At 34.5% G+C, this 15,467-nt stretch carries 9 protein-coding genes; all 9 read right to left on the bottom strand.

The genetic code is table 11. The annotated features are described in order from the left end of the window. Positions 1–6 precede the first annotated feature (6 nt). The 9 genes from pglZ to CLOCL_RS01185 all read right to left on the bottom strand — a co-directional run bounded on the left by pglZ (position 7) and on the right by CLOCL_RS01185 (position 15,351). Positions 7–2,568: a BREX-1 system phosphatase PglZ type A gene (pglZ, locus tag CLOCL_RS01225; protein ID WP_014253630.1), complete on the bottom strand. Its 2,562-nt coding sequence runs from the start codon at positions 2,566–2,568 to the stop codon at positions 7–9. A gap of 19 nt (positions 2,569–2,587) precedes the next feature. Further along, positions 2,588–6,292 (bottom strand): BREX-1 system adenine-specific DNA-methyltransferase PglX, encoded by a 3,705-nt coding sequence (gene pglX / locus CLOCL_RS01220; RefSeq protein WP_014253629.1) that lies wholly within the window; start codon positions 6,290–6,292, stop codon positions 2,588–2,590. 13 nt (positions 6,293–6,305) lie between these two features. Next, positions 6,306–9,866 (bottom strand): BREX system P-loop protein BrxC, encoded by a 3,561-nt coding sequence (gene brxC / locus CLOCL_RS01215; protein WP_014253628.1) that lies wholly within the window; start codon positions 9,864–9,866, stop codon positions 6,306–6,308. A gap of 35 nt (positions 9,867–9,901) precedes the next feature. Continuing rightward, positions 9,902–10,486 carry a DUF1788 domain-containing protein gene (locus tag CLOCL_RS01210; protein ID WP_014253627.1) on the bottom strand — a complete coding sequence of 195 codons (585 nt, stop codon included), beginning with the start codon at positions 10,484–10,486 and terminating at the stop codon, positions 9,902–9,904. Beyond that, positions 10,487–11,092, bottom strand: a complete 606-nt coding sequence (locus CLOCL_RS01205) for a DUF1819 family protein (RefSeq protein WP_014253626.1) — start codon at positions 11,090–11,092, stop codon at positions 10,487–10,489. Between the two features lie 277 nt (positions 11,093–11,369). Next, entirely contained in the window at positions 11,370–11,894 is a 525-nt protein-coding gene (locus tag CLOCL_RS01200) for a hypothetical protein (RefSeq protein ID WP_014253625.1), read from the bottom strand. A 752-nt stretch (positions 11,895–12,646) separates the two neighbouring features. Beyond that, on the bottom strand, positions 12,647–13,714 hold the full coding sequence (locus CLOCL_RS01195) for a DNA sulfur modification protein DndB (protein WP_014253624.1): 1,068 nt from the start codon (positions 13,712–13,714) through the stop codon (positions 12,647–12,649). Between the two features lie 249 nt (positions 13,715–13,963). Beyond that, positions 13,964–14,860, bottom strand: coding sequence for a diguanylate cyclase (locus CLOCL_RS01190; RefSeq protein WP_014253623.1), 897 nt, complete (start codon positions 14,858–14,860; stop codon positions 13,964–13,966). Positions 14,861–15,066: 206 nt separating this feature from the next. After that, positions 15,067–15,351 carry a stage V sporulation protein S gene (locus CLOCL_RS01185; protein WP_014253622.1) on the bottom strand — a complete coding sequence of 95 codons (285 nt, stop codon included), beginning with the start codon at positions 15,349–15,351 and terminating at the stop codon, positions 15,067–15,069. Between the last annotated feature and the right edge of the window lie 116 nt (positions 15,352–15,467).

Here is a 15,467-nt window from a genome sequence, read left to right as displayed (position 1 = left end):
CATTTGTTAAAACCCAAAGTCATCATTGGATATTGCTATATCGATAATAAACGGTATTTTATCATATATCTTTTCTACTGTTTCCTCTTCATCTTCCATAATAAGATAATATTTCTTCGTTTTATCATATTTTCTGTTCTTCAATACAAACTTTTCCCTGAAACTTCTTTCCTCATAAGTTTCCGACTTGCTGTCAGCAATAATTATATTCTCATTTGATATCCGATTATTTTCTTCATCTACAAAATATACTTTAAGCCTCAATGGAACACGCTTATCCTCTATCTTCTCAGTCTGGAAGAACTCCAAATAAGATATGGTGTTGGTTATTTTTCTGGTTATACTTGTAAGTTTTACATCAACTTTTGTCACTTCGTTTTTACTATCCTTACTTCTATCATTTTTAAACTTAATTACAGGAATAAGAATCTCCTGCAAGGATGTGCCGCCATGTACATAGTTGGCTCCTGTACCCTGCACTTTAAATCTGTTTACTCCCCTTGGAGAAATATATTTAAGGCTGGTATCAGGTCCAAGCAAATACTCCATATCAAAGGTTAAAGTGCCATCCAATTCTAAAGCATTTGTACTTAATACAAAACGTCTGTTTTCATAAGCATCTTCAATAGAACCTTTTGATATTTTATCGCTTTCCATAAGGTTTCCACGTTTATATATAAATCCGTGGTCGGCAGTAATAATGATATTTGTTGCTGTAACATTATTTACAAGATTATTTATTAACAGCATTAATTCTTTAAATGTTTCTTCTACCGCATCAAAAACCTCTCTTTCGGTTTTGTTATTGTCCCCTCTGGCATCAATAGTATTATGATATATATATATCAATTCTTTTCCGCCAAAGATTTTACGCATATCATCCCGCTTCATATCAATAACATCCGTGAACTGTACTGCTATTGATTCCTGGCTGTAATTATTCAAAATTTTATTCCTGTTATCCGTTCCTTCTGAAGATATGCCGTCTACATATACCTTATAATCCTCATCTATTGTTATAGATTTATGAGGTAAAAGGGATGCCATGCCCAGGCGAGTGCTGGATGGTATACAGCCTTGCATATATACAATCTCAGTAGAACCTTTCCTTTCTTTATTGAGCATATCACAAAACTCTCTGGCTACCTCATATCTAAGCGCATCTGAAATAATGACAAATACCCTCTCTTTACGATTTTTAAATGGTTTTATGTACGCATTATAAAAGTCTTTCTGCATAATCATACCGGGAATTGTCCAATTCCCGTTTAAAGTTTCCAGACTGTCGGACCACTTAATGGAGAGTGTATTGAGATAACCGTTAACATAGGTATTTTCAACCTTATCTCTTAATTCCATCAGCAGTTCCTTGTTTTGCAGTCTATCGAAAGAAGTATAGAATTTTCTGTAGGCAGTATCCAGTTTATAATATTGCTCCGCATATCTTTTAGCAAACTCCAAAGGGGTATACTGCCGTATATTCTGGCTAACGTCCTTCCAGCAGTCAAATAACTCTATTGCCCAGTAGATACACTCATATTCCGATTTAAAAAAGATATACCAGTGTTTGGTCCTCCTGGCCTGGATAATATCCCTGTACCTTTCAAACTCACCTATATCAGATAGCAGTTGCTCTTTAAGTTTCCTTATAATTGCTTCATCAAAGGCTTTGAATATGTCACAGTTGATATAGTCCTCCATTTCCCAATTATCGATATATTCATGTACTTTCAGTTTTCCTTCAATGCTGTTTGCTAACCTGTCATAAGCAGCAGAGTAAAGGGAGTGGTTCATGAAGTTGCTCAAAAATACTACACAGTCAGTCTTTCTTGAAGAAACATACTTTCTCCATGTATCAGGCAATTCACCGCTAAGGCAATATGCTACATTTGTAACCAGCATGAATATAGCCAGTTTCTCAAGAGTAGGCTCATTATCACTATACCCATAATATTTATCAACAAGTTTCCACAGTACATCTAATCTTCCAAACTTCTCGATAGCCTCCAGGTGCTTATTATTCTCCAAATCTTCTTCCATCAAAAGCACCCTTAAAACTTCGTCAAAATCTGGATAAGGCAGTCTGCATAATGCTGATAGCACAGACATATCTACTATTTCTTCCGTGTACCTTTCTATTTCATACCCTTTGAAAATTCTATATCTGTCCTTGTTATTAAAGAATTTTATATACTTCCTGAATGTACTTTTTAAACTATCATCTGAAATATTTAAGTCCCTCATGATGACAGTAGCCTTGTCAGTAGAAAATTCCATACTGTATTTTAATATATCCAGTAAGTAGTTCTCTCTAGGACTTGGTTTTCCAAAAGGTGCATAAATAAGATAATTGGATTCAGTATCTGCTTTTTCCAATTGATATTTTACAAAAAAATTATTATTATTGTTTAATTTAAGTATCTTGGCATTTTCAAGATTTAGTTCATCTATATCTTCTTTGAATTCTCCGTTATCGTCATACCAAAAAACAATATGACGTTTTTCGCCTTCGCTTAATTCTTTATTAAATGTGTCTTCAAGCAATGTTTTTATTTGTTTTAGGTCCATAGCACACCTACTCTTTCCCCTAAATTTTTGCCAGCAAGTCCGCTTTCAACGGTTTTTTCCCTTCACCTTGCGGTATTTCAATGCCCTGGAACTTAGCATAGTTTACTTTTACCCCATCGTCCAAGTCTATCTTTATCCTCTGGTTTGCAACATGAGCAATTACCTGGTCATACTGCAAGCACTCTTCCATCTGTTTTAATATTTTTTCTTTTTTCTTTCTTGCATTGGCTTTCTCCCTTTGAGAAACATTTGAATCGATAATAATATCCAGCCTCTTAATTTCCGCTTCGTAGGATTTTTGCAATTTGTGCAGGTAGTCGGTTCTTACCCTTGCCACCGTAAACTCATCATATCGGTGCATATAGATAAGTGCTTTAAAACCGTCCTGCTTGCCAGAATCAAAGAGCCAGTAGATAGGTCTTTTCTGGTACACCTGTACATGGTCCTTGTAAAAATCCTTGAGGAAATATCTTCTTATAGCCTGCCTTGCTGTTTCAGAGGACTTTCTTCCCAATGTATCGGCAATGTAATCGAGGTTCTCTTCCAAAGTATCCTCACCAAATGTAACCTTGAGGAACTCAATAAACCTGCTGACAATGTCATCCTCAAAGTATTCGTCATTGGTAATAGGTAGGACATTATCCATGTCAGGTACAAAAGTAGCGTCTACCCATGTATCCTCAACTACTTTGCCTTCTTCATCTCTTACTATCTTTCTTACTTTCCACTGCCCGTCTTCATACTTCCACCTATCCTTAAAATCTCCACCGGCGTAAATAAGGCCTTCTGAGTCAATTGAGTATCGCCCAAACATACAGCCTACAGCATAGGAGATAAAGGACTTAATTACATCTTCTCTTGTTAGTACATAGTTGCTACCTTTCATACTTTCCGGAATATCATCTTTAGTATTATAAATCCTATGCACTGTCACATCTTTATCTTCAACATCAGGTGTAAGTTCATCCTGCAAGCCATATATTTCAATGAATATGCGGTTAAGTTCTTCTTCGTTGGATTTTAACTGGTTAAACCGTTTTTCCGAAAAGGATACCCAATTATCGAAGGCTTGTGCTAATGTTGTGCTGTTTTCCTTGTAGGTGAATAACGGGTGATTTTGAAAATCCCAGGAAATTTCAAATGAATTCCAATCAGTAGATGAAAGGAAAATATTTTCATCTACTAATTTCTCTACACTTTCTATTATTTTGTAATAAACCGGTATTCTACCTATTGGTCCCTCATGATAATCCATTGTAGGTGAAATCATTCCAATAAAGTGATTAATAACTTTCGTGTTTAATAATCCTAAAATTGTTAAAATATATTTAATATCATTTAAAAAAAGCATTGAGCCTTTTGATTCAAAAATAAATCCCCTTGGACAATATCTCATTGCTAAAAATGATGTGCTAAGCGAAGACCAAGTAATTCCACTTTGAAAGTAATAACTTTCATTCCTAATAACCGAACCATTAAAAGATTTTATATCTAAACCATTATTTTCCCAATTAATAACATATAAATTATTGCCAAACCATTTTCTATTGCTTCCACCTTTATTACATGGAAACCATTTTCTTTTTGAAGCGATTGCTTCATCTTTATCGTTAGCGTAAAAATAAATATTTTCCATTTTTACTTCGTACCATAACCTAAGAAACTTTTCATTGTTTCCAGTTGCTAAACCCTGTCTTGTAACACCTATAGAATTTAGAAGCGGATAGTTTTCAAAAATGCTTAAAACCTTATTGCTTGCCCAATATGCAATAGGATTACCTGGAATTTTATTAAAATCTTTTTGTTTTATATTTTCATACCTATAAGAAATTTTAGGGTTTTGTATTGAATTTAAATATCTACTTTCTTTTTCAAGTGCATCTTTAAAATTTACTAGTCTAATAAATACGGATTTAGAATCTACTGCATAGTTTCTTATAACAAATGTAGTAGATTGAACTACTTCACCACTTATTTCTTCGAATGCTTTAGAACCCAAATGTACCATCGATACTATTGCACAATTATTAATAATTTGCTTTCTAATATTCTCGTAACTTGATAAAAACATCCATGAATGTTGGCAAATCATTGATATATAACCAAGCAATTTAGTATATTTCCTGGATATTTCAATAAAAACAGCAAACAAGTCACTCTTAGAATCTTTATAATTTATATCTAAATAGGCTGTTAGTTTACTTACCATCCCTTTTCTTCCCATATACGGCGGATTAGTGCACACCACGTCATACTTCTGACTCATAATCCTTGCCTGCTTAACCAAAGCCGGTATCTTCTCAAGTATTATATTCCTGTACTGAAACTCAAATAAATCCTGGGTTCCCCCATTCCTTATCTCTTCTAATCTTCTCTCAATAGCATCGAAATCAATAGGCTTTACTTCAAGGATAGAGCCATACTCCTTAGCATCATGGAAAACATTAATAAGATACTCTACATCCTCCCTATGCACCCGCTTCTCTATCTCGGTTTCCTCAGAATTTACAAGATAATCGATAGCCTCTCTAGAGAAGCCATTGCTTTCCTGTATAGCACATACATTAACATTTACCTTTTCCCTGAATATCCTCCTGCTCTTGCTCCTTGCCTTCATCATAACTGCAAAATAGGCAAGTTGAGCCGCCCTGTCGTCTATATCCAGTCCATACAGGTTGTTCTCAAGAATAAGCCTTGGAATATCCCTTTCGGAATATCCCGCACTCTTGTAAATATCGTAGAGCACATCAAAGGCATACACTAAAATATGACCGCTGCCCATAGCAGGGTCCAACACTTTTATATCCTCTGGTCTTATATCCCTGCACTTTTCACGTATTTCTTCCAACTGTTTCTGAACTTCAGGTTCCTGTTCCGCTTCCTCAAGGTAATACTTCCATTTGCTCTTCAATTCTTCATCAGGATGCCCTTCCAGCCATAGTCTCCCTAGGGAGTTTTCCACCATATATTTAACAATCCAGTCAGGAGTAAACAATTGAGTTGCAGCAGGAATATTTTCCTTGGTTATCTTGATATTCTTTTTCAGACCTTCAAATACTTCATCTTTTTTCTCAGAAATATAATACTGGTACATCCAACCGATGATTTCCACCTGGTCTTTGAAATCCTCCTCAGGTATGTCATCTACCAACCGCCTTATAACGGAACCTTCTCCAAGGAGGTTTGAAGGCAGAAGGATTTCAGTGTAATCCTCAATCTTTTCAAATAGTCCCGGAAGGATTTCTTTTAAGGCATTGCACTGCTTTACAAGAAGATATCTGTAGAGGGTCTCAGTATCATTGCCATCCTGCAATCTATACACTAGTTCTCTGTCTATATCAAGGTCAATATTAAGTGCTTCCTTAATAATATCCGGCTCCTTCTTGCCTGGTTCAATGGATGACAACACTCTGACTCCTGTAGGAAGATATTCATTGACTTCCATGAAACGCAGGGCAATAAACCTGTTAAACCAAGTATATGCCACTTCCTCTATCACATTGTTAAATCCTTTTTCTCTTATCCGGGACACAAGACTTTTTCTCTGTTGCATTTCTGCCTTATTCAAGGTCCTATCTCCTATTATTATTGTATCTGATGTAGAAACTTCAGGCTCTTTTATTTCTTTCTCAGTTATACCTATCTCATAAGCCTTCTGTTTTATATCTTCAATAAGTTTTTTTCTCGCCCATACTGCAAAATTTTTTATTGCTGTTTTATCCATGTCAATGCCTCCATCATACAAGTTTAATAATGACGTCGTCTTTCAACTCTCTTTTTAGCCTGTTCCTTATTTCATTTACAACATCCTCTATGTCCGCTTCACTCTCAATACTTTTTGCGCCATGCAGGATGTTGGCAATACTGATGTTTACTGTCTTTTTATACTTCCTCGGCGGGTCGTTTTTTACTGTTGGCTTGTCCGGTTCTTCAGGTGTTGTTGGAGGTTCAACAGGCTTCCTTTTTGCAAGTTCCTCAGCAATTTCATCAAAACACCTTAGTTTAAGCCTGTCACTTTCCTCTTTCATTGCTATGGCTTCATAGAAGTTGTTGGCACGCTCCAACCTGTTTAAGAGGTCATCGAATCTGGCTTTGAACCTGTCAAAAAGTACAGGTTTTAATTCGTACTTATCCAATTCCTCAAGAACCTTGCTGTAATCACTCTCAATCACCTGTCTTACAGGTTTGCACTCCTCTTCCAGCAGTTCTGTAAACCTGGACACAAACTTGTCAATAAGGCCGGGCAATTTATGAATATCGGAATATGGTTCACGGCTTTCAACAATTTTCTGCATTTGTGCTACCAGGTCTATGACTTCTTTATCCAATACATAGGTCTTGTTGCTGTTGTATACATTTATCTTGTGAACCGCCTTGTCAAAGAAGTCCTTCTGGTTGCTGTCAAAAAATCTTTTAACATCTACGGAATCATCGGCATAATCCAGTAGTATGTCTTTCTCTCTTTGAAGTTCATCATAAAATTCTTTTGCATCATTGATTTTGCAGACCTTTTCTAATGTTTTCTTTCCTTCCTCTAAAATATCCTGTCCAGGATATTTGGACTGTTTGTAATAAACCAGCAATTCATTGATTTTTGCAATTTCATCCCTTGCTAGTTCTTTAAATCTTCTCATAAGTCCATCTTCGTCAGATGGAACAGCAGTAATATTGAACAGTTCTTTGCATAGTTCCCTCGCATTGCTAATCTGGTGTGCAGGTACCTTTATCCTCTTTTCAATAAGAAGCCTGTCAGCATAATCCCTCTTGGTAAGATATTTGACAATCTCCCTATCCTGAACATCAAGGTACTGGCTGTTTAATTGCAGTTTTATTTCCTGTGCCTTAAACAGTTTGGCAACCAGCCATTCAATATCCTCCTCAAGCCATCCATAAGGGGCTTTTCCATATATGCCAAGGATTGTTTTCATGGTTACAGGAATACTTCTTGTTGTATTTCTCTCAATATAACCTGCCATTTCATCAAGAGCCAGTTTATTTGGGGCTTCAACACCATTTAATGTAATCTGTTCATTATCTGCAAATATATCGTATAAGTCTTTGGTAGTAGTAAAGTGAGTAATATAGCCAAGTTTCGTATAAATTCCTTCAATAAGCACCTTGAAACCATCATTTATCCTGTCAACAGGGTGCTTTGACTTAATCTCAAGCCTTTGGGAATTGGCATACATGTCCGCATTCTTGATGGCCTCCGTCAAAAGGAATTTTACCCTTTCCTTGCGCTCAACAAGTTCCCTTCTTTTTCTATCCTTGATTTCTTCAATCTTCTGAGTAAGGGAAGTTCCTCCTTTCCTACGCAGGAAAGTTTCAATTTTCAATACTTCTTCCATTTCGTCAAGGAAAGTAGTATCATTGGGAAGTTTAACAATTAAATTATTTTCCCTCATAGTCATTAGTTTTAGTTCATTATCCGTAAGTTCTACTCCAGTATCATAATAGGGGGTAATAATTTTAAGACCAATATCATTTCCCTGATTGCCTCTGAAAAATCTATCGTCTACAACCTGGTTAAAACTAAAGTTGTACCTTGAAGAATATTTATATTTCTTATCTGGATAGATTTCCTCAAAGACGATTTCGGAAATTTTTTGAATTACCTCTCCCAAATCCACACTAATGTTCTTTATTTCCCTATTAATATCCTGCTCTTCATGGGTAAGGAAGATATATTGGTCTCCATTTTTTTGGACAAGGGTTTCCTTTACCAGCCTCTTTAGAGATTCTTCTATTTTCTTTTTGAGGTCTATCTTATCCTCGTCTATATGAGATACCATTAGAGTAGCCAGATTTTCTATGTTTGCAGGTATCTCCTTAACATATTTAATCATAAAGAGAACTTTCAACAATTCTACGTCAAAATCATTCAAATTGCCATTTTCCTGGGCATGAATAATAACCGTCCTGATATTGGAATCAAGGAAGGCTTCAATGGTATCATAAAAGGCTGAAAAGGGTATTAATGTTCCTTCTTCACTGTTCATATATTTTATGGCAGACTCCTGGAAGGAACTAATCATGGAGCGCTCCCCTTCTGCCAGATGCTTACCGGATGCCCCGTGTATCCTTATAGAAGTCAGCACTTGCTGAAGAAGATTGAATTGATACGGTATAAAAGGATAGCATTCTGCAAAATCCTCACTATCCTTATATACCTTTTTCTCCGGCGTATCTGCTGAGAAAGTAATAAGATTTTTAAGTATGGAATTTTTATTCTCATAAAGGAGTTTTAATGTATCCTTTACTACATCATCTTTTAGAAGTATTCTTTTTCTGATTACTTCGTCAACATTGGCGCTGGAAAGGCTAAGGCGGGTATTAAACCTGCCCTGAATCTTGGAAAAATCATTGCCTTTTACTCTTGTAACAGAATCAATATCCTGCTGGCTTGTAACAATAACCCAGGCTTTGCCACCGCATTCAGTTCCCAAATCTTCTACAACGGTTTGAAGATTCAGCATCAGTTGAGAATTATCTCCGATATATTGTCCTATTTCATCTACGAGGAAAATAACGTGGTGGTTCTTGCCTTTTCTTTCTATGTATTCTCTTACTCGTCTTGCAAACTTTTCAACGCTTAAAGTATAACTTTCTTCTGCTTTTGCATACCAATTCCTTGCTGCCTCAGGACTCATCTTGGTACTTTTAGACAGGGCTTCTACAATGGCATCTTCTTCATAGTAGAAATCCTCCCTTGCATCTACCCATTCCCTTCCTGATATATCTTTAAAGGTCTTTTTAAAATCCTCATATACCCCATCTATTACCATCTGTCTTTCCAAGTCTGCTATCCAGGGCATAGAGCCACAAAAACCCTGCATTTCATTGAATACTTTATTAAATACTTTTACTATGGCATCTTTGTTGGCTTTTGAATCAGAATCACTCTTGGAATCTATGTTAAATAGGATTACATCGGCTGAAGTGTCCCCGGCCAGTTTCATATCAGCAAGAACCACCTTGTCTTGTATCTTGTCGTTGAAATATTCAATTGCTCTTTTTCCTTCAACTTCTCTGTTCTCAAGAAGATAGGAAAGTATTTTAAGAAAATGGGATTTACCGCTTCCAAAGAAACCGGAAATCCACACTCCCATTTTGTCAGTAGTACCTACTATTCCTTTTTTGTATGCTTCAAAGAAAGTGTCAAAATGCTTTGCCAGTTCCCTCGTGACAACATATTCTTCAAGTTCCTGCTGTACATTGCTGTCATCGTCCTGTCCTACCTTAATAACACCCTTGATATCTCTATCAATAGGTTTTTTAAACATATCTTTTATTAACATGTTTAATCCTCCCCCATTTATGAGCATAATTCTCTCTAATATCTATCCACTAACTTAAATGCTCTATAATAGTTGTCATCCTTAATTTCTTCAAAAAGTACCAGTTCAAGTCCATCATATACTCCCGGAAAAAACATAATTACAGGTACTTCGTCCAAAACCTGATGAAGGTTATTTAATACCGTATGTGAGCGTATAATCGGCCATACCTTCCCCACACCAGTTATAAATACTACGTCTCCTTTTACTACCCTATCCCTTATATATTGAATAATGAGGTCATCTTTCTCAGTAAGCCTTAATGCTCTTTTAGTAGCATTAAATACAAATTCACTACCCTTTACCTGTTCCATCTTAAAGTTCTTCTCAAGATAACCTTTTGTCTCAAGAAGTTCCAGCATTATTTCATACAAGTCAAATTCCTTTATGTGAAAACCATAGTCTCCTTCATTAATCTTCTGTATAAGAAAACGTACATGCTCTCTTACAAGCATTTCATACCTTGGTTCATAATCGAATATATAGTATCCTATTTCATTCCCAAGCCCTGTATTTTCTCTAAATGATTCTTTCGTAATCCGCTGTATGATTTCATCAAGCCTTTGATAAATAGTTTTCACTTATATCTCTCCCATCAGTGCATTAAGGTATTTTATGTCTCCAATCTCCTTAAGATGCTGAACCACTTCTTCTTCAAGAATTGGTTTAACAATTTCCCTATCCTTTTTTTGGTCTTTTATAAAACCAGCCTCAAATAGGATACGAATATATACCTGTTTCAATTTATAGAAAGTGTAGTCATCCCATGAGGCCACTCGTTCACTTTGCTCCTTCTTTCTATTAAAAAATAGATTAAAATCCTTATCCTGCAATGTAAAATCCCGAAGCAATATCTTTTCTCTAAAAACCTCATACATAAATTCAAAGAATAATCTGTCAGTCTTCATAATAGAGTAGATAACTATCTGCTTGCTCGTTTCTATATCACCGTTTACTATTTTTTCAATCAAAAAATCATCAATAGCCTTTAATCTCTGCAGCACTATTGACGCAATTTCACTTCTGCGCGTTTCTGTGTTTACCTGAAATATATTATCTTTTTTTGCCTTTTCTTTTATCTCAAATTCTTTAAACCCTTTATTTATAAGTTCTGCAGCCTTTTTCATTTCTCTAAAAAGGAATGGTCTTGATTTAATTGTGGATTTATATTCTAACTCTTCAACCATACTTTTCCTTCTTTCTGGTCCACTTTTTCGATATTTTAATTATACTTTTTTTTTAAAAAATTGTACAGGCTTAAGTATAAAATTGTAAACATACCATCTTCCTTTAACCCCTAAAACCATATACCTTACCTTATTTATTCAACAGTTTTTAGTGTAATTCCTCTTATCTTCTCTAAAATTATCCATATAATTAAGTGCATACCTGTTTAGGTATGCACTAAGAAATACACGACTAAGGTAATCTTTTGATTTATTTATACAGTCCTTAATTAAAACTTTAACCTTGTATTATTGACCCCTCATACATTTTTGCCTCTTGTTCTGTCAGAATATAGATATTATCAAAATTAGCAATGTATTTATAACTTTCATCGTAATAGTGTAAAAATTCATTTACTTCAGTTTCATCAGAAATTATTGCAGAATACGTACACTTACATTCATCAGCATTATAGCCAAATACTTGAACATGATTTATAAAAATAGGCTCATATCCTTGATTTATTAGCATTTTATAAAGTTCATCCTCAATATCTTTCCTCAACCACTCTTTTGCAGCAATATGGTTCCATGCACTATCTCCATCTGTTGAAATAGAGATTTGTCCAATTATTTCACCATTAATTGAATCACTTTCTTCTGCAGTGGTGAAATCTAACTTTTTTGCAAAGCAATCTAACTCATTCCAGTAAAATATCAATGTCGTTTCGTAGACATAATTACCAAAACTATCCATACGAACTACCTTTTCGAAAATTTCTTTTATTAAATATGGAATATGAATTTTAATTTGTTTCTTCATTTGATTTCCTCCTGTTCTTAACCTATTATTTTATGCTTTATTGTTTAATATAATTTTGTGGTAAGTTTTGTAATAATTTACTTTGTTGCAAAAGGAGCATTTTTCCAAATGTCGTCTTCTGTTTTTCTTTTATTTGGACTTCTTATATTACTTTTCATAGAAATCACCTTCTCAAATTTATCCTCTACTTATAGTTTAACACCATTTTTTTGGGAATTTTTTACTTATGTTCACATACTTCTATACTCTCTTCCACTGCTCCTTAATCCTTTTTTATCTCTCTTACTTATATACATAACACATAAAAAATAAATCTTATTTTTCATATAATTTTTCATTATTATGGTAATTTTTAACATGATAATAATTTTATTCACTAAATGAAAAAAACTGCCTACTATTAGTAGACAGTTTACAGTTTAATAAAGGAGATAATAATGATAAAACCTTTACTTGACCGATGCATTTTATATATAATTATCTCTCTATGCCAAGTATATTTTGTGCTCTATACTTTTACCTCAATCTCGTATCTTTTATTCTTAATCCCTTAACCCACAAATATGTATATTATTGAGTTAGAGTAAAGGCTTATGGATTAAGAGGTTTAATGAATTATAATGCGACAAAAATATAATTATGTACTAAATAACAACTTTATAATTAATTCTGCAGCCCTTTCCATTAACAATCAAAAAGGCTAACAGATTAGCATACTCCAACTACCCGTCAGCCTGGTTAAAAAATGTATATTATTCAGTCTTTTCGCTTAATAGTTTTTTGAACATTCTTTCTATCTTGTTTATAAACTTTTGCCTGCTCTCACTTGTATTAATAATAGAATATCCTCTTTCCTTTCCTCCCTTAATTATTTCAGCATACCATACTTTAGAAGATTTTAGCAGGTCGAGTTTATTAATTAGTGGTAGATACTCTTTCCAATTCTCCTTATCCCGTAACACCTTGCTTATGGCTACGTATCCGTAAAACATGAAATTTTCCCCTATTAACGATGTTTCTTTACTTTGTGCTCTCTTTTCGTAATTGTGCAACTCGGGAATGAGGTTTATTAGTTCATTAAAAAATTCTGACAGATATTTTGCAAGTTCCATTGCCTGAACCCTTGTTTCCAAATCCTTATAAACTAAATCTATAGCATTTACAAGAGTGGCAAAAGTAACAATATGCCTCTCATCTTTTTTGGGAATTGAATTTCTCACTACTTCCACTCTACCAGCCAGGTCGCTGTTTTTCATAAGTTCTCTAACTATAATGTTTGCAAGGCCGGTTTGATTAAAATATTCCGCACGGCTTGAACTGATTTTGAGCCCAAGAGAAAACTGGTGGAATTGCTGTTGTGCAGTTTGAACATCGTAATTAGTTATTTTAATTGGGAATTTTAAATCAGTTAAATCAACGGATAAATCCCCTTTTTCATTTCCTTCGAGAATCATGGCCAAAGCCCTGATTCTGTGCTGTCCATCCGCAATGTTTATTTCACCGTCTACAGTAAGGTTTCCCGCATCGTCAAGTTCGACCTTTTCACTTCCATCCTCAAGAATATTTAAAGTAATCATATCGGTAAAATACTGCCCACTTAACATAGATTCGTAAATCTTTTTTACATTCGCTTTGCTGTACACAGCGACTTCAGTTTCCGTGTTGTCCTTTCCCCTTTTTACCTTTGTTCCTCTCTGGATTTCTGGGTTATATGTTATTATCCCATCCCTCCACATCTCTGCTAATTCCTGTCCATCAATTACTGTCTGGTATTCCTTTTCACCTACCTGAGTCACATTCCTAAACACATACTCTGCCATATGAACTTTCCTCCCTCGTTTATGTACTTATAAGAATACAGCAATATTTTCCATACCAAAATTATTAACATCATTGTCTGCTTGTATTCTATCAGAATCAGGTTAAAGGCTCAAGGAAAAGTTAATTGTGCTACTATTCTAATAATCAAAAAGTCGGTTATATTGAAAAAAGTTTATAAAATAAAAAGTGTAGGATTCTCTCCTACACCTTAACCTCTATTCCATAACCCTTATAAACTTTATCCTTTCTTAGCACTGTTTTTCGTCCTTTAAGTACTTTGTAATAAGTTCATCCAGTTTCTCACTTACTTTCAATGTCTCTTCATTATTTATTCCTTGGCTCTCTTTGGAAACTTTCTTATTCAACTCATCTCTTAATTTTTCTATTTCCATAAGCAAATGCTTCAACTTATCACTGTTCTGTTTTTCTTTAGTTTTTTTCATTTGTTTCTCTTTGTATAAATTTCTATCTGCCATCTTTATAATGTCCCCCATATCATAAACGCAATCATAGCATGCTGCCCCTGCACTTATTTCTATATTTATATTTTCTTTCTTCTCCTTTTTACTAATGTTTTCCCTAATCCTGTTTATTACCTTATCTGCCACAATTTTTTTGGTATTTGCAAGTAGTATAAAAAATTCATCACCCCCATATCTGACTCCAAGGTCCCGCTTCCGTATACTTTCTCTGATGGCTTGTCCAACAATACGTATAGCCTTATCCCCTGTCAAATGCCCCTTATTGTCGTTAATACTTTTTAGATTATCTATATCAATTACAATTAAAGTAAATTTGGGAGGCATAGGATACTGTAGCACACCCGATATCAAATGTTCCCAGAAGTTTCTGTTATACAAGCCTGTAACTGAGTCCCTGTAAGCATATCTGTATATGTACCCATGCGATTGAATAAGAATCAAATAGTATTTTTCTTCGTTTAAAACAATCTTATCAGCAGTTATAGTGCAGTACCCAACATTAAAACTAACAGTATCATCAATAGGTAGATAGTCTATAATACGGAAATCTTCCAGCCACTTTCCAACAGCATCTTTACTGATATTACTGTAGCAGACTCTGCCTTGTCGGTTTATCAATATGCAAACCAACTTCTCATCATTTTCAAATTTAAACTTCCTCATAGTAAAATATTCTCCCGCGATATCAAAAGTATAAAATAAAAAGATAGCATTTATATAGATATCTTCATAAAGTAAACAATATTTGTTTTTTGCGCATAAAAAAAACACACCTCTCTATACTTATTGCAGCATAAGAGAGGTATGCCCCTTCGGCTGTTTATTGTTATTAGTTTACCATATTCTGGTTGGTTATTCAAGAATTAATTTTATTTCTTTTTCGCAACTAATGTCCATCGAATGGCTGTCTTTGAAACTGGCTGCATATCCTCTGATGTATTTACTGGTACATAATATGGCCTCAAATTGATTTTATAGCCATTTTTAACAAGAAAATCAGTTGTATAAATAAGCGCTTTTATTGTAGTATATGCTGCTTTAATTCCTATGCAATCAACATGAACAATAGAATCACTTACAACATTTTTAATTATAGCCTCTGAAACTGCATGAACATTGCTGGCACCCGATACCTTTAGTACCTGTATGCTCATAAATAAAATCCCTCCTTAATGCTGGTTTCAAGCATTATAGGAAGGGATTTCTCATAATTTCAAGTTTCTTGGTTTCTTATATTTATGTAATGAAGTATTAATTAAAATACTTAAAA

It is taken from the genome of Acetivibrio clariflavus DSM 19732 (assembly GCF_000237085.1).
GTDB lineage: Bacteria > Bacillota > Clostridia > Acetivibrionales > Acetivibrionaceae > Acetivibrio > Acetivibrio clariflavus.
This window is presented reverse-complemented; position numbering and strand designations above follow the sequence as displayed.